This is a genomic window from Jeotgalibacillus campisalis (assembly GCF_000829515.1).
In the GTDB taxonomy this organism is placed as follows: Bacteria; Bacillota; Bacilli; order Bacillales; family Jeotgalibacillaceae; genus Jeotgalibacillus; species Jeotgalibacillus campisalis.
Genome location: NZ_JXRR01000001.1, coordinates 63475 through 85940, shown reverse-complemented (window position 1 = coordinate 85940; position 22466 = coordinate 63475). Strand labels below are relative to the sequence as shown.

Annotated in this window: 22 protein-coding genes; 16 read left to right on the top strand and 6 right to left on the bottom strand. The window is 41.8% G+C overall.

Annotated features, from left to right (window positions below):
• Positions 1-112 precede the first annotated feature (112 nt).
• From ybaK to KR50_RS00390, 6 genes are all read left to right on the top strand, one after another.
• Positions 113-589 (top strand): Cys-tRNA(Pro) deacylase, encoded by a 477-nt coding sequence (gene ybaK, locus KR50_RS00415; protein ID WP_041053505.1) that lies wholly within the window; start codon positions 113-115, stop codon positions 587-589.
• Between the two features lie 83 nt (positions 590-672).
• A complete protein-coding gene (locus KR50_RS00410) occupies positions 673-1017 on the top strand; it encodes a general stress protein (protein ID WP_041053504.1) in 345 nt (114 codons plus the stop codon).
• Between the two features lie 156 nt (positions 1018-1173).
• Complete coding sequence (locus KR50_RS00405; RefSeq protein WP_052476606.1) at positions 1174-2154, top strand: GNAT family N-acetyltransferase; 981 nt, start codon at positions 1174-1176, stop codon at positions 2152-2154.
• 130 nt (positions 2155-2284) lie between these two features.
• Entirely contained in the window at positions 2285-2938 is a 654-nt protein-coding gene (locus tag KR50_RS00400) for a YczE/YyaS/YitT family protein (RefSeq protein ID WP_052476604.1), read from the top strand.
• Between the two features lie 122 nt (positions 2939-3060).
• On the top strand, positions 3061-4224 hold the full coding sequence (locus KR50_RS00395) for an acyl-CoA dehydrogenase family protein (protein WP_041053503.1): 1164 nt from the start codon (positions 3061-3063) through the stop codon (positions 4222-4224).
• A gap of 309 nt (positions 4225-4533) precedes the next feature.
• A complete protein-coding gene (locus KR50_RS00390) occupies positions 4534-5631 on the top strand; it encodes a PRK06851 family protein (RefSeq protein ID WP_041053500.1) in 1098 nt (365 codons plus the stop codon).
• Between the two features lie 91 nt (positions 5632-5722).
• Here the strand turns inward: KR50_RS00390 and KR50_RS00385 are convergent, their stop codons facing one another.
• Positions 5723-7108 (bottom strand): hypothetical protein, encoded by a 1386-nt coding sequence (locus KR50_RS00385; protein WP_041053497.1) that lies wholly within the window; start codon positions 7106-7108, stop codon positions 5723-5725.
• Positions 7109-7386: 278 nt separating this feature from the next.
• Between KR50_RS00385 and KR50_RS00380 the strand changes: the two genes are divergently transcribed.
• From KR50_RS00380 to KR50_RS00370, 3 genes are all read left to right on the top strand, one after another.
• Complete coding sequence (locus KR50_RS00380; protein ID WP_041053494.1) at positions 7387-8577, top strand: glycine C-acetyltransferase; 1191 nt, start codon at positions 7387-7389, stop codon at positions 8575-8577.
• A gap of 428 nt (positions 8578-9005) precedes the next feature.
• Complete coding sequence (locus KR50_RS00375; RefSeq protein WP_041053493.1) at positions 9006-9956, top strand: L-threonine 3-dehydrogenase; 951 nt, start codon at positions 9006-9008, stop codon at positions 9954-9956.
• A gap of 201 nt (positions 9957-10157) precedes the next feature.
• Positions 10158-11531, top strand: a complete 1374-nt coding sequence (locus KR50_RS00370; protein ID WP_232304220.1) for an ATP-binding protein — start codon at positions 10158-10160, stop codon at positions 11529-11531.
• Between the two features lie 216 nt (positions 11532-11747).
• On the opposite strand, the gene KR50_RS00365 is transcribed toward KR50_RS00370, so the two are convergent.
• On the bottom strand, positions 11748-13127 hold the full coding sequence (locus KR50_RS00365) for a YjiH family protein (RefSeq protein WP_041053491.1): 1380 nt from the start codon (positions 13125-13127) through the stop codon (positions 11748-11750).
• Positions 13128-13403: 276 nt separating this feature from the next.
• Here KR50_RS00365 and sda point away from each other — a divergent pair, with 276 nt between their 5' ends.
• The 5 genes from sda (at position 13404) to KR50_RS00345 (ending at position 18234) form a co-directional block, all read left to right on the top strand.
• Positions 13404-13544: a sporulation histidine kinase inhibitor Sda gene (gene sda, locus KR50_RS18115; protein WP_198134215.1), complete on the top strand. Its 141-nt coding sequence runs from the start codon at positions 13404-13406 to the stop codon at positions 13542-13544.
• Between the two features lie 134 nt (positions 13545-13678).
• Entirely contained in the window at positions 13679-14548 is an 870-nt protein-coding gene (locus KR50_RS00360) for a Cof-type HAD-IIB family hydrolase (RefSeq protein ID WP_041053486.1), read from the top strand.
• A 250-nt stretch (positions 14549-14798) separates the two neighbouring features.
• Positions 14799-15338 (top strand): sigma-70 family RNA polymerase sigma factor, encoded by a 540-nt coding sequence (locus KR50_RS00355; RefSeq protein WP_041053484.1) that lies wholly within the window; start codon positions 14799-14801, stop codon positions 15336-15338.
• Complete coding sequence (locus tag KR50_RS00350; RefSeq protein WP_041053481.1) at positions 15316-16734, top strand: DUF4179 domain-containing protein; 1419 nt, start codon at positions 15316-15318, stop codon at positions 16732-16734. The genes KR50_RS00355 and KR50_RS00350 overlap by 23 nt, the downstream gene beginning before the upstream one ends.
• Before the next feature lie 552 nt (positions 16735-17286).
• Positions 17287-18234: an aminoimidazole riboside kinase gene (locus KR50_RS00345; protein WP_041053479.1), complete on the top strand. Its 948-nt coding sequence runs from the start codon at positions 17287-17289 to the stop codon at positions 18232-18234.
• Positions 18235-18394: 160 nt separating this feature from the next.
• Here KR50_RS00345 and bshB2 read toward each other — a convergent pair whose 3' ends face one another.
• From bshB2 to pdxK, 4 genes are all read right to left on the bottom strand, one after another.
• A complete protein-coding gene (gene bshB2, locus KR50_RS00340) occupies positions 18395-19081 on the bottom strand; it encodes a bacillithiol biosynthesis deacetylase BshB2 (protein ID WP_041053478.1) in 687 nt (228 codons plus the stop codon).
• Positions 19082-19099: 18 nt separating this feature from the next.
• Positions 19100-19447: a YojF family protein gene (locus KR50_RS00335; protein ID WP_041053475.1), complete on the bottom strand. Its 348-nt coding sequence runs from the start codon at positions 19445-19447 to the stop codon at positions 19100-19102.
• Between the two features lie 135 nt (positions 19448-19582).
• Positions 19583-19858: a PrgI family protein gene (locus KR50_RS00330; protein ID WP_041053472.1), complete on the bottom strand. Its 276-nt coding sequence runs from the start codon at positions 19856-19858 to the stop codon at positions 19583-19585.
• Between the two features lie 91 nt (positions 19859-19949).
• Positions 19950-20789, bottom strand: coding sequence for a pyridoxine/pyridoxal/pyridoxamine kinase (gene pdxK / locus KR50_RS00325; protein WP_041053464.1), 840 nt, complete (start codon positions 20787-20789; stop codon positions 19950-19952).
• Between the two features lie 310 nt (positions 20790-21099).
• Here pdxK and KR50_RS00320 point away from each other — a divergent pair, with 310 nt between their 5' ends.
• Together KR50_RS00320 and KR50_RS00315 are read left to right on the top strand one after the other, a co-directional pair.
• The gene (locus tag KR50_RS00320) at positions 21100-21735 is read left to right on the top strand and encodes a DUF4230 domain-containing protein (protein WP_052476600.1); all 636 of its coding nucleotides are present in this window, start codon (positions 21100-21102) and stop codon (positions 21733-21735) included.
• A 29-nt stretch (positions 21736-21764) separates the two neighbouring features.
• Positions 21765-22442, top strand: a complete 678-nt coding sequence (locus tag KR50_RS00315) for a uracil-DNA glycosylase (RefSeq protein WP_041053463.1) — start codon at positions 21765-21767, stop codon at positions 22440-22442.
• Positions 22443-22466 lie beyond the last annotated feature (24 nt).

Sequence of the window (22466 nt, the reverse complement as noted above, 5' to 3'; positions counted from 1 at the left end):
AGCTATTATTTATTTCGATAACCAAAATAATCATATAGGGTTTTATATAGAATGTAAAACGTATAACGTCAAAATTGCCTAAGTAAAATAATTCAAAAAACGGGGTGCAGGAATGACAAAAAAAGCTAAAACAAACGCGATGAGAATACTTGATGCTCATAACATTCCATATAGCATTTTAGAATACGATACAGCAGACAATCTGCTTGATGGAGTATCCGTGGCGCAAAAAATAAACAGGCCGGCTGGTGCAGTTTACAAGACTTTGGTTACGCAGTCTCCTGATCGTCAGGTTTATGTGTTTTTAATCCCGGTTGAAAAGGAGCTTCATTTAAAGAAAGCGGCTCTTGCAGCAGGACAGAAAAAGCTTGAGATGATCCCATCTAAAAACCTTCTTCAAACAACCGGCTATGTTAAAGGGGGCTGCTCGCCAATTGGGATGAAAAAGAAGTTCTCAACCTTTGCAGCACAGCCCTTTAATGGTCAGGCGCAAGTGGTTGTCAGCGGAGGGCAGATTGGCAGCCAGATCGAACTGAAAGTCAGCGATTTGTTGACGATAACTGAAGCCGCAGAAGCAGACCTGATCTGAGAGCATCTTTAGAGAAAAGGTTTAATGGAGTGTATAAAGGGTATAATTTCTTCTGTAGACTTATTTATAGGAGGAGATAACAAATGAGCTTATTTTACAAAGAATTTTCAAATGATGAAGAAGTTGTAAACGCAGTTAACTCCATTAAAACTAGAGGCGTCAATGAAGATACGATTTACGTTGTTACTCATGATGACGACCGTACGAAGCGTGTGGCTGACAACGCAGATGCGAACACAGTTGGAGCATCTGAGGTTGGATTTGGCACAGCAGCGAAAAATGTTTTCCGTAAAAAAGGCGACGAGCTTCGTGCACAGTTTGAAAAGCTTGGCTTTACACAAGCAGAAGCTGATACGTTAGAAGACAAGCTTGACCAAGGTAAAATTATTGTTGTTGTGAAGGATGCTCCGGCAGGATTCACATTGTAATTGAATAAAGAGGGTCGAGTAGGCTCTCTGAATGATAAAACCCCGGGTGAAATGAATTTTTCATCCGGGGTTTTTTGTCTGTAAATCTTTACCCAAGAAGACTTTTTAAGGAAATATTTGCTAGAATATAAGTAAAACCAAAGGGCTGATGGGAATATGATGAAAGAACTTGCAGGGAAGTGCACAGGATGCTGTAAAGATCTATATTGCAGGGATGGTTTTTTTGAAGGAGAGATAGATGAGGGGACTGCTTTTTGTTTTCCATGCAGCAACCAGCTTCGCTCCGATTTCACAGAGGAAGAGATAGGCCTCTTTATTGCCCGGCTGAATAAAAATCCTGCTCAACATACGGGGTACTGCGGAACGGAAGAAATGGAAGTAACGGATACGCTCTTGAATGATTTTTCAGATCTTTCATTTAAAAATTCCTTTGCTGTTTTAAAAGAGGATGGAAAGATTATAGCAGCACTTGGAGCAGACTGGGATATGGAAGCAGCGTCAGGTGAACTGTGGGGACCCTTCAGTCTGAAAGATGGTGAAGAATGGCAGGAAGATGCAGGCAGACTGTGGAGGTTTCTGAAGCACAAGATTAATCACAACGGAACGTGGCACGGATTTTATAATGAACAAAATCAGCAGGCGATTAACTGGATTAGCCTTCAGGGGGCAGTACACAAAAGCAAGGAAGTTATCCTTCGAGTCATTCCTGAGGAGATTAAGCCAGGCAAGCAAATGGAAGTAGAGGAATTCACCGCTCCTTATACAGAAAAGTTTAAGAGTTTACATACGAGTGCTTTTCCAGCCGGTTATTTCTCCAGTGATGAGATTCTGCGTCGCCAAAACAATCATAACCGTTTATTTGTGGTTCAGGAAAATCAGCGGCTGGCCGGGTATGTGTATGTAGAAGCAAGCCCTGCGCATGGTGAAGGTTCAATTGAATTTATTACGGTGAACCCGAACTTCCGAGGACAAGGGGTAGGTGAGGCACTTTTGAAAAGAGCAGCAGCATTTCTTTTTCAAGAAATGAATGTAAAAGAAATCTCGATTTGTGTGAATGCCGGCAATGAAGCTGCCATTCATTTGTATAAGAAAGTTGGATTTAGCGAAAAGCATCGGCTTTCTTTCTATAAGCTGTGAAAATAAACTTCCATACTAGCTAAAAGAATCGATCATAAAGAAAAATGATGACCATAGTATTTTTTAAGAAGAATGGTATGGTAAGGTGAGAAAATAGTTTTTATTTATAGAGTTGAAAGAAGGAAAATAGATGAAGCAGCATTATTTTTTACGGTGGACTTTTTTTCTGACAGGACTGGTCATCTTAGCGCTTGGAATTACTTTGACCATTAAAGGACAGAGGCTAGGCATTGGTCCCTGGGATGTTCTGCATCTTGGCTTATTCTGGCAGTTTGGCTTAACGGTGGGGACATGGTCGATAATTATGGGGCTGCTGATCATTGCAGCGGTCGTTTTTATTACAAAAAGACCGCCGAGAATCGGAGCAATTTTAAATATGCTGTTAATCGGACTATTTATCGATATCTTCAATTGGATTATTCCGGAGCCTGCTTCATTGCCTGGTATTATCGCCATCTTTTTGCTCGGCATTGTCGTTATGGGCTATGGAGTAGGAATCTATGTATCTGCCAATCTTGGAGCAGGGCCACGGGATTCAGTGATGATGCTGATCGTTGAGAAAACCGGATGGAAAATCAGCAGAGTGCGCAGCGGAATCGAGCTGGCTGCGCTGGCAGCTGGCTATAGTTTAGGCGGTCCGGTTGGGATTGGTACGGTGGTTGCCGCTCTTTGCGTCGGTTCTGTCGTTCATCTTTCCCTTCCCCAAAGCAAGATGCTGCTGACTCGATTAGCAGAAAAAAATCATTCTAACGACAACACACAATGGGCAGCAAAAAAAGGGTGAAAAGGTAAATCTGGTTGAGCAGGTCTTGCAGAAAGTATTTACCGAATTATCCAAGCAATCCAGTTGGAATAATGAATACACTTACTGTAGACTGAAGAAAATGTTAGAACAGGAGTGGTTCGGTGTACGATTTTATTCGGACGGATGAACAGCGAGTGATGGCAGAGGAGCTGAAGGAGCTTCTCCCTGCTTTTAAACAAAGAGAACCGGAATTAAGCAAACTTCATTCATTGCCTGCTCAAAATATAAAAGAGCTCATTAATAAAAGCTATCACACATTGACGGTGCCCAAGGAATTTGGAGGTCAAGGCAAAGGGTTGTATTCGTTCATTTTAGCGCAGGAAACCATTGCAAGAGGCAGTGGAGCTACTGCGCTGTCCATCGGCTGGCACGGAGGAGCTTTACTTGAGTGGAGTGAAAACCGGCACTGGAATGCAGAAGCCGTTTCCTGGCTCATGCCAAAAATTGTTAACGGTGCGTTGATTAACACTGCCGCGACTGAAAAAGGCGCAGGCAGCCCTGCACGCGGTGCTTTGCCGATGACCACGGCGACTGAAAAAGATGATCACTGGGTCATAAACGGAGAAAAATCATTTACGTCTCTTGCCCCGCTGATTGATTATTTTTTGGTAACGGCAACGATTGACGGGACGCAAAATGTCGCTACCTTTATTGTGCCAAGCACTGAAAAGGGTGTAGCAATTAAGGAAACCTGGGACAGTGTTGGAATGCGAGGGACGGCTAGTCATGACCTTGTGCTTGAAGAGGTAAGGGTGCAGAAAAACCATCTGCTGAAGGAACATGCATTGGATCAAAAATCTTCTCCACCAGGCTGGCTGCTTCATATACCTGCTTGTTATATTGGCATTGCCGCTGCAGCAAGAGAAGAAGCGGTTGCGTTTGCAGCAGGGTATGTGCCTGCTTCTTTAGGGGAGCCAATCGGAAATCTTCCCACGATCCAGCAGCAGATTGGGGAAATTGACATTGAGCTTGAAAGCGCACGTCAGATCCTGTACCATGCAGCATTGGCTTATGAAGAAGCTGCTGATAAAGAAACGGTAAAAAATCTTCTTCAATCCGCAAAAGTAACAATTACAAACTCAAGTATTTCCATTGTGGATAAAGCCATGCGAATTGTAGGCCCATCAGGTATGTCAGCTTCAAGTCCTATGCAGCAGTTTTACAACGATGTCAGAATGGGCATCCATAATCCTCCGATGGAAGACATGGTCAAAGTCTCTTTTGGAAGCCAGGCCATCAAAGCGCACCAGGATAAAGCAAAGTAGACAAGTAAAGAAAGAGCGACACTGGGACAAAACTCAATAAATAAGGAAGGATGTTCACACGTACCACTTTTACGTGTGAACATTCTTTTTTTCTGCGGAATCATCCTTCATCAGACCTATAGCAAGTCCTGACATCAGCGGGAAGATGCGGCAGCACCAAATCGGTTCACCTCCCGCCACGTAAGAAAGCCTCCGCCTGAAACGGAAATGACCCGGTCCCCATAATCAAACTCTAATTAAAAAGAAGCATACAGATCCCGCTTGCTCATATACATAACAGGTAGATCCAAGAATATGGAGGGATGCGATTTGACTGGAAAAATACGTCATTATTTTGCTGGAGGCAATACTGCAAAAGGATTCCACCACTTTTTTGACTCTAATCTTGCCTCGCTTACCAGACTATGGATATTAAAGGGCGGGCCTGGCACAGGAAAATCAACACTTATGAAGCAAATTGGCCATGCGTGGCTAGAAAAAGGATATGACGTGGAATGGATTCATTGCTCAGCGGATCCTGACTCACTCGATGGATTGATCATTCCAGCGCTGGAAATAGGACTGGTAGACGGAACGGCCCCTCATATCCTCGAACCAACCGCACCAGGTGCAAAAGAGGAATATGTGAACCTCGGTCAGGCCTGGGAACGAAAAAAGCTTGAACTCCATCTTGAAGAAGTAGAACAATACAACAAAAAAATAGATGAATGCTATAAAGAGGCCTATTCAATTTTTGCTATGGCATTGTCCATTCACGATGAGTGGGAAGATATTTATATTGAAAACCTGAACAGAGAAGCAGCAGATCAATTAGCTCAAACCTATATTACCAGGCTTTTTGGTAATGTCAGCTTAAATAAAAAAGCGGAAGTTAAGCATCGGTATCTCGGCGCTGCCACGTCTAAAGGAGCCGTTGACTACATTCCGAATCTGACCTATGAACTGCCCAAACGATATTTTATTAAAGGAAGACCGGGTACAGGTAAATCAACTCTCTTAAAAAAAGTAGCGAAAAAAGCAGAAAAGCTAGGACTCGATGTGGAAATCTATCATTGCGGATTTGACCCTGAAAGTCTGGATATGGTGATTGTTCGTGAGCTTGGATTTGCGATTTTTGACAGTACAGCCCCACATGAATATTATCCTGAAAGAGAAGGAGATGAAATTGTCGATACGTATGACAAGATGATCCGCAAGGGTACAGACGAAGATAATGTTCTCAAGATCCAGGATATCCGCAAGCGCTACTCTGAAAAAATGAACGAAGGGACTGCCTGCCTAAAAAAAGCAAAGTACTTGCATGATGAATTGGAATCTATTTATATTCAGGCAATGAACTTTGAAAAGGTGGAAAAAATTCAGCAGTCCATTCAGGATCAAATATGTGAAATTGCTCAAATCGATTAGTCCGCTTGGGACATAACATAAAACAAGAAATGGCTTCATGAATGAAAATTCATGAAGCCATTTCTTGTTTTGTTCAAACGATCGTTCGTTATCATCTCATGGTTTGAAGCAGCTGCTGATAAGCCGTAGCTTCATCCAATTTTCCTGTTTCACGATACAAGGTAAACAGCCATTTTACAGGAGCGGGATCGTCCGGTTTCAGCTCCATTTCATAGCTGAAGGATTCGATTGCTTCGCCCTTTAAGCCAAGGCTGTAATAAAGTTCTCCAGCCTGAGCCTGTTTATCCGGATCCTCCGCACAGGCCACGAGATTTTTAACTTTCTGATGAATAGGCAGATGGCATTGGACTTCTTCTAAAGGCTTTAGCCAATTGATTAAATAAGGAAGGCCGTGTGTTTTGCTTAACACTGGAATGCAGGCTGTTAATAAAAGATCCAGATCGTGCTTTTCATCCTTCAAAATGGGAATCAGCACCATGCTAAGCTGTTCAATTGGAAGAGTGTGATCCCATCTGACAAGAGACATCGCTTCTTTCACACTCCGCACATCCTGTGGTTCAAGTGGAAAAGGCTTCTCGATAAGAGTCGTCATAGCTTCTTCCCATTCCTGCAGGCGGATGCATTGTCTGAATGCTTCTTTATGAATATAGGAACGAGGTGCTTTTGTCATGTGCAGGAGTAGTTCTTTTTGTTCGTTTTGAGTAAATAGCCGTTTTGCCTGGTCTAAAAAGAATGGAAAGGCTTCTTCACGATCAGATTGTTCGTGTTCTTCGCATAGCAGCGCAAAGGCAGACAGGGAGCAGGCGGGATCCTGACCATATACAGTAAGCCACTGAGCACGGTGATCGGAGCTGCTTCGTTCAGTCCAAAGCAACCACTCTAATGTGCTCGGATCGGATTGAGCAAGTGCGGGTGACAAGGTTTCATACTTACTATGGTAGGCGGAAAAAGCAGCATCATGTTTGGTATGGGTGACCCATTCATGGTTCGGGAACGTATTCTCTAAAGATAGAAGAACAGAGTAGGCTTTGCCCCATTTACCGTCTCTGCGATAAGTATAATAGGAATCACGCATTACTTTAAATAATTTCTCTTCCTGTATGAGGGAATCAAGACAGCTGAAGATGTTTGAAACTTCTATGAGTGTAAATCGCTGCTTGCTCCAGGAAAGCAGCTGGGTTAACGAGCGGTTTTTAATCGTTTGGTTTTCAAGCAGAAGCTTTGATGCCAGTGGATGCGGGCATAAAAAAACAATTCCTTTTGTCATCGCCTGTTCAAGATAACTGCCTCGCTTAGAGCGGGTTACCTTTTTGGCGGCAAGGAATTGTTGCCTATAGAAATATGCGTAATAAATTGCTCCGTCCGCGGACTGGGCTTCTACGATCGTACAAGGAGAATGAAATGCCACTCTTGTGGGGGTGAGGCTGGTTTTATGGTTGCCTTTTTCCAACAGGGTGATCGTGGTTAGATGGTTCATCCAAATCCCTCCTTCTGATATCTTAACCATACCATACTTGTTTTTAAAATAGGAAACTAAATGTTGGAAATGATCAATCGAAGGAAGCCTGAACTTGTAAAAATGGAAGGGACGTTTCTTTTCATCGCAACCATCTACAGAGGAGAAAATTGTCCGTATCAAGCAAACATGTTAAACTGTTAACGGGTAAATAGAGTAATTTAGTGAGTGAAAACAGGTACACTGTATATGTCAAAAGGACAAATGTCCGATTCCCGAATAATGAAGGAGGAATAAAAATGGCGAAAATATTAAATCAATTCCTTAAAGACAATCTAAATGAATTAAAAGAACAAGGGTTATACAACGAAATTGATCCAGTAGAAGGACCAAACGGAGCCACAATAAAAATCGGCGGAAAAGAGATGATCAATCTTTCTTCTAATAATTATCTTGGACTTGCGACCAATGATCATCTGAAAGAAATTGCCAAAAAAGCAATCGATCACTATGGTGTAGGGGCTGGAGCTGTCCGCACAATTAATGGCACGCTTGATCTTCATGTGAAACTGGAGGACAAGCTGGCTGAATTTAAAGGAACAGAAGCAGCGATTGCATTTCAATCCGGTTTTAACTGTAATATGGCTGCCATCTCAGCTGTTATGGATAAGAATGATGCCATTCTTTCAGATGAGCTGAACCATGCTTCCATCATTGACGGCTGCCGTTTATCACGTGCAAAAGTGATTCGGTTTAACCATTCTGACATGGAAGATCTTCGTGCGAAAGCGAAAGAAGCAACCGAATCCGGACAATATAATAAAGTAATGGTCATTACAGACGGTGTCTTTTCAATGGATGGCGATGTAGCGAAGCTTCCTGAAATCGTTGAGATAGCGAAGGAATTTGATTTAATAACCTACGTGGATGATGCCCACGGTTCAGGTGTAATGGGCAAAGGAGCCGGAACAGTAAAACATTTTGGTCTTGCTAAAGAAGTTGACTTCCAAATGGGCACGCTATCTAAAGCAATTGGCGTGGTAGGCGGATATGTGGCAGGCACGCAGGATCTTATTGACTGGCTGAAGGTTCGCTCACGTCCGTTCCTGTTTTCTACATCGCTGACACCTGGTGACACAGCTGCCATCACAGAAGCACTTCAGATGCTCATCGACAGTACAGAACTCCATGACAAGCTATGGGAAAACGGTGATTATTTAAAAGCCGGCCTGAAAAAACTGGGCTTTAATATCGGAGACAGCGCAACACCGATTACACCTTGTATCCTTGGTGATGAAAAACTGACACAGCAATTCAGCAAGCGGTTAAGCGAAGAGGGTGTCTATGCAAAATCCATCGTATTCCCTACCGTTCCAAGAGGTACAGGTCGTGTGCGCAATATGCCGACTGCGGCGCATTCAAAAGAAATGCTTGATGAAGCATTGACCGTCTATGAAAAAGTAGGAAAAGAACTGAAGATCATTCAATAATAAGATGATACTGCAAAAAGTCTATCTACTGACTTAAGCATAAAAAAATCTACTGCCCGCTTTGTGTGCAAATGAAAGCATCTGCTTTGATTTGCACACAAGGCTTTTTTAAATTTCTCTGTTTTAGATTCTGTTTTCACTGTCTGCTCAATAGTTATACGTAATCGGGATATGCGATGCCTGAAATGAGGAGAATTTTTTTTGGCATCAAAAAATAAATAGATGCATATAAGAAGAATTTAAAAATAGAATACATTTTCCACAAAAAAATAATTTTATTTGTCCTTCTGGTATAAACATTTTACGGCGAATATGATAGATTAAAGGTGGATATATCATTTAAGGACAGTTTTTGTATTTCGTGCAAGGACAGTTGTCCTTTTTATAGGAAGACATGCTCATGATACTTGCAAGAGGAGGACGATACCATGAAAAAAATAGTAGTAACAGGAGCACTGGGACAAATTGGTTCTGAACTGATTACCAAACTCCGTAAAGAATATGGCGCAGATTCAGTAATTGCTACAGATATTCGCACGAGCGATAATGAAGTCGTGAATGGAGGACCATTTGAACTGCTTGATGTAACCAATGCAGAAGAAATGAATGCCATAGTGAAAAAATACAACGCTGACACCTTAATGCATATGGCAGCTTTGTTGTCAGCCCGTGCAGAGCAAACACCTCAACTAGCGTGGAACCTGAACATGGGAGGACTTGTAAACGGACTTGAAGTAGCACGCGAACATAACCTTCAATTTTTTACACCAAGCTCGATCGGGGCATTCGGACCGGAAACACCTAAAGCAGACACGCCTCAGGATACACTGCAGCGTCCGACCACAATGTATGGAATTAATAAAGTAGCCGGAGAACTGCTATGTGATTATTACTATAGCCGATTCGGAGTAGATACACGCGGGGTTCGTTTCCCAGGATTGGTTTCTTATGTAACACCACCAGGAGGCGGAACCACGGATTATGCAGTCGAGATTTTCTATGAAGCATTAAAGGGCGGCCGATACACATCCTTCCTGAAAGAAGGAACCTACATGGATATGATGTATATGCCCGATGCGCTTCAGGCAATTGTTGATTTAATGGAAGCAGATCCTGCAAAGCTGATTCACAGAAATGCTTTTAATGTGACAGCGATGAGTTTCGAACCTGAACAAATTGCTGCTGAAATTAAGAAGCATCTCCCATTTTTTGAAATGGACTACAACGTTGATCCTGTACGCCAGGCGATTGCAGACAGCTGGCCAAATTCAATTGATGCCTCCGCTGCACGTGCGGAATGGGGCTTCAAAACTTCCCATGATCTTTCTTCTATGACAGAAGATATGTTGAAAAAGCTAAAAACAACGATAATGAGCTAACGACAAACCGCTTGAGTGATCAGGCGGTTTTTTTATGTCATAAACTTTTTATTGAACCAGAAAACCATCTTAGGATAGAAAATAAAGGGATTACAATGAATAAAATGGCTCATTAATAAACTTTTTTTAGGATTAGAGTTAAATTAAGCCAATTAATTTCATTTCGTTCTTTTACTCCAAAATTCGACATGTTATGATGGTATGGATCGTTTGTTCTTTACTAAGTACGAAAATCAAAATGGCATGTCGGGCAGGTGGTTTAAACTGTTACAATCTAACTCATTAACTCAAATCAAATCATTGATGATCTTGTTTATTCTCTTATTTATCCTTCAAATCTCACTCATACTATCAGGCTTGAATGATTTTATAAATGATTCAAATCATCAAATCATTGAAATCATGGCTGCGTTATTGCTGCTTCTTGGAGCTATCATTGTATTTAAGAAATATCGGAAAATTAAAAGATTTTTCATTGATTTAGAAGAGGAAGAATTAAATATGACAGCATTGATCCAATCTATGCCTGATTTTGTATGCTTTAAGGATGGACAAGGAAGATGGATCCGCACCAATGACTTTGGATTAGACCTGTACGGATTAAAAGGAAAAAAATATAGGGGTAAAACCGATAGAGAACTAGGAAAGGTAAATCCTTTTTTTGAAGAGGCATTTGAATTTTGCATGGTTTCAGACGAAGAAACGTGGCAGAAAGCGGTAACGGTAAGAGCAGATGAAAGCTTTAATATTCCATCTGGTGAATTTAAGACGTTTGACGTCATCAAAGTGCCGATTTTCTATGAAGATGGTTCCAGGAAAGCGCTTATTACGATTGGTAGAGACATCACACAGCAAAAACAAGCTGAAGAGCGGTTAGTCAAGCAGGAAAAGCTTGCTGTAGCAGGAGAACTTGCAGCCGGAATTGCTCACGAAATTAAAAATCCGCTCACTAGTTTAAAAGGATTTATTCAATTGATGAGAGAAGAAAATAAACTCTCTTCTGACAATGTAGACATCATGTCTTCAGAGATGGATCGAATTCATTCGATAGTTGAAGAGCTTCTCGTTTTATCTAAACCGCAGACAAGGCTTGAACAGGCATTTTCTCTTCATTCCGCAATTGAATATGTAGTAAACGTTCTGAAGCATCAAGCAGCAGAGAAGAAAGTGGCTCTTCGAATCGAGAAAACCAGCAATAAACCCGATTTTGTACTTGGCGATCGAAATCAGCTGATCCAGGTGTTCATTAATCTCGTGAAAAATGGCATTGAGTCAATGGAAAAAGGCGGTGTGCTGACCATTCAGCGGCTTCAACAGGAAAATGAAATCAGTATCTATATTAAAGATGAAGGAATAGGCATGCCTGTAGAAAAACTCGAAAAAATAGGAGAGCCTTTCTTCACAACAAAATCAAAAGGAATGGGACTTGGTCTGACTATTTGTCAAAAGATCATCCATGAGCATAAAGGCCGAATTGAATATGAAAGTGCGGAAAACGAAGGGACGACTGTGAGCGTTCACTTGCCTGTATATAAAGAAGAAAAGAATACAGAAAACACAATGAGTCTTTGCTGAGCTGGATTACGGAGCGGCTGTTGCTTTGAGGCTGTCTCCTCTTCTCCATTATCAAGCCAAGCTAGAGAAAGCACATAACGAACAGGGGTTTTGATGTCCAACCCTTTGAAGGTAAGTGCTTTCTTTGTTTCTAAAAACCGGTTTATGCAGCCGGATTTTTGACTGAATACGAAAAAAAGGCTGCCAAAATGGGCAGCCTTTTCACGTACTTATGAGTTAAAAGAGTAAATGTGCAACTCCTGCAATAATTGGCAGGGTAATAAGCGTACGCAATATGAAAATAATCGCAAGGTCCAGGAAAGATACCGGGATTTTTGAGCCTAGTAAAAGTCCGCCTACTTCAGACATATAAATCAATTGAGTAACAGACACTGCAGCGATCACAAAACGGGTCAATTCTGAAGGAATATCCTGACCAATAATGGCGGGCAGGAACATATCGGCAAAGCCGACGACCATCGTTTGAGCCGCATCCGCAGCGTCAGGAATTTGGAGCAGTTCAAGAATTGGAACAAACGGTGCACCCAGGATCACAAAGAAGCTTGTTTCCTCTGCCAGGATTAGTGCGATCGTTCCAAAAGCCATGACAACCGGAGCAACACCCATCCACATGTCTAAAATGTTTTTTCCGCCATCTGCTACAAACTTCTTCACACTGTTGTTTTTCTTAGCTGCAGCAAGAGCCATTTGCGTCCCATGCTGAAAACGAGTTTTTCCAGTTGGAATTTCTTCTAAGTCATCATCCTCATCTGCTTCAGAGATATAGGTTTTTTTCTTTCTCGAAAGAGGTGGGATTCTTGGCATAATAATGGCGGCAATAAAGCCGGCCAGCGCCACTGTTAAATAAAACGGAACAAAGTACTGACCTAACCCAATTTCTTCAATCACGACTATGCTGAATGTAATCGAAACAATCGAGAAAGTTGTACCGATTACGGCCGCTTCTCTTTTTGAGTAGTGGCCCTCTTCATACTGTTTGCTTGTCAACAGCACACCAATTGTCCCATCTCCAAGCCAGGAAGCCAGCGCATCAATGGATGAACGACCAGGAAGCTTAAATAATGGACGCATGATTTTCGCCATAAGGGTACCAAACCATTCCAATAAACCGAAACTTAATAGAAGAGGCAGGAACATACCAGCAAATAAAAAGACTGCAAATAAAACGGATAATAAGCCATCCTCGCCTAAGAGCAATCCGCCTGTATTATCGGACCAGATCGCTTCTGTTGAACTTCCGCCGATTTCAAAAAAGGTAATTAATGCAAAAATGCCGGCAATTAGACGAACAACTGTCCAAAACCATGAAACATAAAATAAATTATTCCAGAAATCATTTTTCAAGATATAATGTGGTTTAGCTATTTTAGCCAATAAAGTCATAAAAGCAGTAATCAGAATAATAATAAGCATAATGGCTGGAATAATCGTCCCAATTTCAGCCTGAAGCCAGTTAGACAAAATAGCAATCGGAATGGTGACAGATTGGACTCCTGTATCAGGATCAGTAGTGGGAAATGGGGTCATAAACAATAGGATCCCTATAATAGAAGGAATGATAAATCTTGCATAATCAAGTGAAGTAGGATTTTTCATTGTGCTCTCCTTTTATAAATAGAATAATGGCTTTGCATAAAAATAAGACAGATTCTATTTTAATTCACACCGCCCAGAATTGTCTATGGTTATTTAGATAAAGCCATGAACGATTCATTTACCCTTGTTAGTAACACTATAAACGTTGAACCAAGATCTTTCCATCAAAAGACCGAAAAATCAAACAAAATAAATAAAAATATTTAGTTAAAAAGGTGTAATTTCTAGAAAATGGGGGAATATAAAAAGAAAATATTAATAATGAGGTGGGTCATTTTGAAATCTTTACAAGAGCTTTCGGATGAGAAGCTGATTGAGTCTTTTGAAATGGCAAAACAAAAAGAGCTGTCAAATGATTTTATCAGGCTGTTAGAATGTGAAATGAAAATTAGAGGAATCCTTCAGCTTGTAAGCTGACCCTGACATGGCGAGTAATTGCCGTGTTTTTTGTATTGTGCGTAATTTTTGTGTAAAGATAAGACAGTGTAAAGGTTTTCAAAAATACCTTCATGTTACACTAATAAAACCCTGAAACAGGAAAGGTGACATAGATGATTAAATTACTGGCATCAGACATGGATGGAACATTATTAAATGGCGATCATGTGATTGGTCCGGCCAATATAAAAGCGATTAAGGAAGCTCAGGCTCACGGTGTGGAAGTGCTTATTGCTACCGGCCGTTCGTACGTGGAAGCGTTGGAACCTCTTAAAAACGCAGGGATCAAATGTCCGATCATCGCAGTAAACGGCGCTGAGTTACGGGATGAAAATGGGAAGCAGCTGTTAGTCAGAGGAATCGATAAAGATAAAGCCCGTCATGCAGCTCAGCAGCTCGAGAAGCTTGATATCTATTTTGAGGTGTACACAGATACAGGAACGTATACAAATAATAAAGAACAAGGCATTAAATTGCTCATTGATATTTTTTTGACAACCAACCCCGACACACCGATGCCGCATGTTGAAGCAGAGGCACACAACCGGTATGACGATGGTCATATTGAAGTGGTACAAGGGTATGAAAATATCTTTCAAGATTCAACCCATACCGTTTTCAAATTTCTAGCATTTTCTTCTAATCCTGATTCACTCGAGCAAGCCAAAGAAATTCTCCTTAAAACAGAAGGCCTTGCCATTAGTTCGTCCGGAAAAGAAAATCTAGAGATCACCAGTGTACATGCACAAAAAGGTCTTGCTCTAGAAACCTATTGTGAAATGAAAAGCATTTCGATGAAAAATGTGATGGCAATTGGAGACAACTATAACGATCTTTCCATGATGAAGATGGCAGGATACTCTGTTGCAATGGGCAACGCTCCTCAGGACATCAAAGACCAATGTGCCCATCTTACAGCCACCAACCGTGAAGACGGCGTAGCAAAATCAATTCAGCAGCTGATCATGGTACCGTCATCTTAAGGTAAATAAACCGAATAAGACCGTCACATAACGCAGCAAGCTTATAAGAAAGCCCTCACGAATAACATTTTTATTCGTGAGGGCTTTCTTTTTTTGAGCAGCATTTGAACTTCTTGGTAGCAAATTTCGTGATACGATTGAAGGGACTTCCAAATCCAGGAGGTCTTTTTTTAATGGCAATAGCTTTTATTTTATAAATTGAAACTTATTTCGCTTATGATCACTCTAACCATTGAAAGGAGGTTATCGATTGGAAACGATAGACCTTGTGAAACGCGCAATGAATGGCGATGAAAAAGCATTTGAAACGCTAATCCGAAATGAACATGAGAAGTTGTTCAAAACGGCGTTTCTCTATGTCCGAAATAAAGACGATGCATTGGATGTTATTCAGGAGACAGTATATAAAGCATTTGTTTCGGTGGATAAATTAAAACAGCCTGAGTATTTTACAACCTGGCTGACGAAAATCTTGATTCGGACGACTTACGAGGTGCTGAAGAAGAAAGATAAAATTGTGCTTTTTGATCATGAGTTGGAGAAAATTCAAGCAACATGCAGATCAGACATTGAAGGCGAAATGGACCTGACAACTGCGATTTCGATGCTCAAGCATCATTACCAGACGGTCATTATCTTATTTTACTACCATGATTACTCGATCCGTTCGATTGCAGAGACGATTGATAAGCCTGAAAATACGGTGAAAACGTATCTTCGACGGGCAAGATTAGAACTTAAGCAAATCATAGAGGGAGTGAAAACGCATGAAAAAGGAGCAACTAGATAAAGAGTTAAGTGAAATAGAAGTGCCGAAAGAGGATGTATTTCGTTCAATTAGTCAAGGAATTGAAAAAGGAAAAAAAGAACAGATGCCAAAACGAAAATCTAAAAAGAAATTTTGGGGAGTTGTCTCAGCCGCAGCAGCGACGGGTTTTCTAGCTTCCGGTCTCATTTTTGCTCCTGTCACGAATGTATTAGCGTCTGTACCCGGAATTGGTTCAATTTATCAAAAGTTCAGTCTTCAAATTGGGCATGAGCTACTGGGAAGTGACTTGATCACAGAAATGAACCAGACAGCTTCGAGTAACGGAGTGGACGTAACTTTAACAAGTGCGTATTACGATGGCAATGTGATTGGGATCACGTTTAAGACTGAAGGTGGAAGGATTAGTGATGATTATAATGAGGAAGGGCCGGAAATAGGATACAATTTTCATCTGTTTGATGGTGTTGAACAGAATCAGTGGGCAGCCAGTATGACCTCTTTGGAGAAAACAGGAGAGGATGAATACGTGGCGGCAATGGAATTTTTTAATCCGGATGATGTGTTGGCTGAAAATCTCACGCTGCCTCTTACTTTTACCCAAATTACTGGTGTTAAAGGGGACTGGAAATTTGATGTGCCGGTCTCACAAATTCCAAGTGAAACGATCTACTCTGATGCGGAGAGTGTGTTTGACGGCGGGAATTATTCTTTTAGAATGGAATCCGTCACAAAAGGAAAGGCAACCACATTGTTAAACTATCAAACAACATTTCCGCTTGATGGAGAAGGAGATAACATCCAGATCACTGTTTTTGATAATGAGGGAAATCGATTATCAAAATCCAGCGCAAATGTGCTTTCCGTGTTGGAGAAAGATAATGGATTTGAAAAAGACGTTCGTGAATTGTTTGCGAGTAAAATCCCGGAAGATGCAAAGTACTTAGTGGTTCATCCAGAGATTCGGATGTGGGAACATGAAACAGTTTCCGCTTTAGAGCATTCAGGGCCATTCGTCATCGAAAGCGGTCGTTTTGACTTCGAACTGAAAGTAAATCAAGTAGAACAAAATGAAGATCAGCTGGTGCTTGATTTTAATGTTCAAAACCTGGAACAAGGAAGTCTGCACCAGGATCTGATCGATAACTTCGCAGAGTTTATCATGCCAATTCGGTCAGAGCATCTATACAGACTTAAAGACGGTGAGCTTGACATGAATAACATCATTGGTCATCAAATTCGCAATGAAAAATTAACCTTGATCGACGAGAAAACCAATCATTATCAATCAGTTTTTACTATTGAAAACGCAGATGAATTTGATGCTGGCGATTATTCATTAATGGTACCGTTTGGCAGTTTAAGCAGGAATCAGCCTGTTGAGATGGAGAAGATACGGGTTGATTTGGTAGAGGAATAGGTTTACTACAGTCTCGACCTGGATAGGATTTAATCATCCCCATTTCTATGTTATCAAAGAAACAAGCATCGGGTGATTTTGAACAGTATTATCCATCTACAGTAAAACGTAAAAAGAATAGGTTCATTGGAGCGTAAGGCGGGGACTCCAGCGTGAAGAAGCGGGAAGGGTGAGACAGGGAAGATGCGTCAGCATCGAGCTGGCTCACCTCCCGCCACGCGGAAAGCCTCCGCCTGGAGCGGAAATGAACCGGTCTCCAACATATCTTAAAACTGACTTTGTAGTATCGGTAACTCTGCTTTTATATTCTGAAAAGGTGGCATTGTAAGAAAGAATAGGTTCATTGGAGCGCAAGGCGGGGACTCCAGCGTGAAGAAGCGGGAAGGGTGAGACAGGGAAGATGCGTCAGCATCGAGCTGGCTCACCTCCCGCCACGCGGAAAGCCTCCGCCTGGAGCGGAAATGAACCGGTCTCAATTTAGTAAAAGACGGTCAGATAAGAGTATGATAAACTGAGATCATTCAAATACTTATTATCTGTAGGAGGAACACTATGAAATCTGGAATTATTAGCTTAGGAGAAGCGCTGATTGATTTTATCCCATTAGATGAAAGCAATAGCAGCTACCATAAAAGTCCGGGGGGAGCACCTGCAAATGTGGCAGTGGGGATTGCCCGTCTTGGTATTGAATCTCATTTTATCGGCAAGGTGGGGGAAGATGTATTAGGCCTCTTTTTGAAAGACACCTTAAATGACTACGGAGTCAATACGGATTCTATGAAGCTGACCAAAGACATACGTACAGGTGTCGTCTTTGTCACACTTGGAGAAGGCGGGGAAAGAAGCTTTGATTTTTACATTGATCCAAGTGCAGACCGTTTCTTAACAGCTGAAGAGTTAAACGAATCTGTATTTGAAAAGGCGAAAATCTTTCACTTCGGTTCCATTTCGATGATCAGCGAACCTTCGAAGAGCGCTACCCAAAAAGCGGTAGAATTGGCTCAAAAACATGGGCAGCTGATCTCCTACGATCCAAATCTTCGCTTAGGTCTATGGGAAAACCCTGAGCAGGCACGCAGAACGATCGTTTCCATGCTCGATCAAACAGATGTACTGAAAATTTCAGAGGAAGAGCTGGAGTTTTTAACGGGAACATTTGATATTCAAAAAGGTGTGGAAGTTCTTCAAAACTATCCGATTCCACTCATCCTAGTCACAATGGGAGCAGAAGGAAGCTACTTGTTTACAAAGGATGGCCATGTACATGTTCCGGCCCGTAAAATAACGGCTGTGGATACGACTGGTGCAGGAGATGCATTCGTATCCGGAATATTGTATGGTTTGCATGAATACCAGGGAAATATTGAATCTATGACGCTTGAAGAAGCGACTGCCATCGTTGAGCTGGCATCTAATTCCGGTGCACTTGCCGCTTCTACAAAAGGGGCGATGACCGCTCTTCCTACAATAGAGGAAGTAAGGCACTTCAATCAAAAGTAAGGAAACTGTTTTAGGAAGGGTATAATGGACGGCCAAACTGCACTTCATTGAACCTTCCTCGTTTAACTTCACAGAAAAAGGAGAATGCCGCCACAAAGTTGTTTGTGGCAGGCATTCTCCTTTTTACTGTTTTTTTAAGGCTTTACCTTTATCTCATTGTTTAATTATATCCCTGATCGAAGCGATAGTTGTAAAAACGCTCCTTTGTCACCCATTCAACGGCTTCAGGTTCATTTTGAGCTAGGCGTTTTTCTAAATCCTTAAGCATCCATGCAGTCTGAGAAATATGCGCGCGCATGGTATTCAGCTTTAGATCCCTTACAGCACTCACATCGTGAATAATGTCTGGTGAGCCAAGCTCTGCCTGCGTATTATTAGCAAAGGCCAGACAATGAAGCTTCGGTCGCCGGCTTTCAGGGAGACGCCCCACTGCCCGAACAACTGCCCGTGCAGTGGCTTCATGGTCGGGGTGAACACAATAATCCGGATAAAATGTGATAACAAGAGAAGGATCTGTGTCATCAATCAGATCATTCATCATCTGAACCATTTTTTCGTCATCCTCGAATTCAACTGTTTTATCCCGCAGTCCCATCATGCGCAGGTCTGTCAGTCCCATGGCATTCGCAGCACCTTGCAGCTCCTGTTTACGGATAAGCGGGAGGGATTCACGAGTAGCAAAAGGAGGGTTGCCCAGATTTCGTCCCATTTCACCTAGAGTGAGGCATGCGTAGGTAACTCCGGTGCCCATTTGAAGATGGGTGGCGATCGTGCCGGATACCCCGAATGCTTCGTCATCGGGATGAGGGAATACAACAAGGACGTGTTTTTCTTTTTCAATCATCATAGAGTCTCCTTCCTGAAGTTATTCAAAAGGTGTTTCGCTTATTTGAAGGGCGACAGCAAGCTTGCCCTCATGGTCGTGACCAGCCATAATCAAACGTTTGTTTGAATCTAGTTCATAGTGAGTGATCCCTTGTGCATAGATCCATCCAAGTTCGATTTTTAACCCGACACGGGAAGGAGCATCTCCTATAATTTTGCCTAATTCGTACGTTACTTTTGCATTTCGGATAAAGGCTCCGGCATTAAAAAAAGCTTCATCTACATGAGTTGCATAGGAACCATTTGTGGTTTCTAAATGTATATAGACCTCTTTACCTGCATAATGGTCAATTAATGGCTGCACCTCTTCAATTTTGACAGGCTGCATAAAAGTACCCCCTTGTCGGCTAGTGATAATGTTCTTAACTTATAGTACTTGAAAAGAGATAAGAATGCGAAAAATGAGCTTGAAAAAGTGAAAGGAAAGCAAAAACCGCTGCCCCTTGCCGGGAGCAGCGGAAAACTATTTTCCAGGATCTTTTATACGGTTTTCATTTCGATCATCAGGGTTATAGTCTTTTTTATTCGCATTTTCAGGAGTCCGGTCTTTTTGCAAAGGAACTTCCTCATTCTTACTAATCTGTTCTTTACGCTGACCGGTGTAAAATCCGACAGCGATCACAGCGATCACCGTTGCAATAACAGCCACCAGCGCTGAAATGCCTGCTGAACCGGAGATTAAATAAATTCCAAGGAATACACCCACCCCTACAGCAATAGCGATAATAAAATTAATCATGCCTTCACCTCATTAGAATACATTTTACTCCATATATTCCTTTAACATGAGGAAGTTAAACACATAAAGCGGCTGGATCGGGGAAATATTGTTATGCCTTGATTGTTTGCTCGCTAATCGTACTTTTTTCAAAACGGTTGAATGCTCCATGCATAACAGGACCCACGTATTCATTCAGTTTCCAGCCATGATGGATCGCAGAAGTAACAAATTGCTTTGCATTCGTCACAGCTTCCTTGAGTTCAAGGCCATTTGCCAGGTTCGCTGTAATGGCAGCAGCAAATGTACAGCCCGCTCCATGATTATAAGAGGTATCCGCTTTTTCTGCTTCTAAAATAGAATAGGTGCTGCCATCATAAAATAGATCCAGCGCCTGATCATGCACCAGCTGTTTGCCTCCTTTAATCACGACTGAACGAGCGCCTGAATCAATCATCTTCTGTGCTGCTGCTTTCATGTCTTCAACAGTACGTAAAGCACCCATACCTGATAGCTGACCTGCTTCAAACAAATTTGGCGTAACGATGGCCGCTCGCGGAAGCAGAAATTCCTGCATTGCCCCAACTGTTTCAGGGTGAAGAACTTCATCTTCTCCTTTGCAGACCATAACCGGATCGATGACAACATTACGGACCCCAGAACGGTCGATCGCCGCAGCTGCTGTCTCAATTATTTCCACTGAACCAAGCATACCGGTTTTAATGGCATCAACGCCTGTTGACAGGGCAGTATCCAGTTGAGCCTTAAGGGTCTCAATTGGCAACGGGTGAACGTTGTGATGCCAATTATTTTCAGGGTCCATCGTAACAACGGTCGTTAGAGCCGTCATGCCATATGTGCCATGCTCTTGAAATGTTTTTAAATCCGCTTGTATTCCAGCGCCGCCGCTTGTATCAGAACCAGCGATAGTCAATGTTTTTGGTAAACTCATCTCGATCTCCTCCTTGATTCGCTTCTCATTTAGTATGTCCAATCATAGCATGGAAGGCATTGGATTTAAATCATTCCGCTTTCGATGTATTTCTCGATTTCCTGGGAAATATTTCGTCATGATTTAAAGAGTCGTCATGGGATTTGTCGGAAATATGGACATCATTTGTTCACTCCGACAGGATCCGGTGGAATCTGTTTCCAATATACGCTCTTTTTCGTATAATAATAGAATAGGAAGAAAAGAAGGGAGAAAGAGTGATGATCTATTTTCTTTCATTAGCGGCAGTTTCATTTCTTGGTGAAGATATATGATGAAGATGGGTAAAACGCTGTATCTATTCTGGCGTTTAAAATATATTTTACTTGGCTTGCTGCTGTTTTTAATTGTAGCTGGAGGATTGCTTGCATCAAATGTCTGGCTTTCAGATGACACGAAAGAACAGGAATCTGCTGCTTTTGTTGAACAAGTGAGAGATATGAGTGCGCTGGCTACGTCCCAGGCCTTTATAAAAGCGGTAGTGGAACAAACCGATAATCAGCTTTTCGGTCAGGATATTGGAGTGAACCTTCCGGGCACACAGCGCCGCATATTACTGATTGTTCCGGGAACAGTTCTTGCAGGAGTGGATCTTGAATCGATTGATGAGAAAGATGTTGAACTGAATGAGGAAGCAAAGACCATTCAGATCACAATACCTCGCGCTTCTTTTTTACAGGAACCGGCCGTAGATATGCAAAATATTCAGGCGTTTTCTGTAGAAGGGATGTTCAGAAGCAATGTCAATTGGGAGGAAGGCTTTGAAATTGTTTCAGAAGCGCAGATACTGATTAAAGAAGAAGCAAAGGAACAAGGAATTCTTAACCAGGCTGAAAAAAATGCTGAGCAAGTATTAAAACAGTTTTTTGAGTATGCAGGGTATGAAGCAACCATCGTTTTTGACTAATGTTTGTCAGCAGACAGGGAGGCTTGATGATGTCTAAAAGCATTTTAGAAAATGACTGGAATCCTCTTTTGGAAAAAGAGTTTTCCAAGCCATACTATTTAGAACTGAGAGAGTTTTTAAAAGAAGAATACCAGAATGAAACAGTTTTCCCGCCAATGAACGAGATTTATCAGGCTCTTCATAACACTCCTTTTTCTAATGTAAAGGTCGTTATCTTAGGGCAGGATCCCTATCATGGTGCGGGGCAGGCGAATGGCTTGAGCTTTTCGGTGAAGCCTGGGGTGAAAATCCCGCCATCCCTAAGAAATATTTACAAAGAATTGCATCATGATCTGGGCATACCGATTCCCCGCGATGGAGATCTGGAAAAGTGGACAAAAGAAGGTGTCCTATTATTGAATACTGTTCTGACTGTTCGTCAGGGGGAGGCCCACTCTCATCGAAAAAAAGGCTGGGAACGATTAACAAATGAAATCATTTCATTGATCGGCAATCGCGAGGAGCCTGCTGTTTTTATTTTATGGGGAAAACCCGCTGAATCTAAAAGAAGCTTAATAAATGAACAGATTCATTGTGTGCTGACTGCCCCGCATCCAAGTCCGCTGTCTGCGAGCAGAGGCTTTTTTGGCAGCAGCCCGTTTTCAAAAGCAAATGCATTCTTGCGGGAAAACGATATTAAGGAAGTCGATTGGTCATTACAACGGTGATATAGTATATTTTAAAGAGAAGGG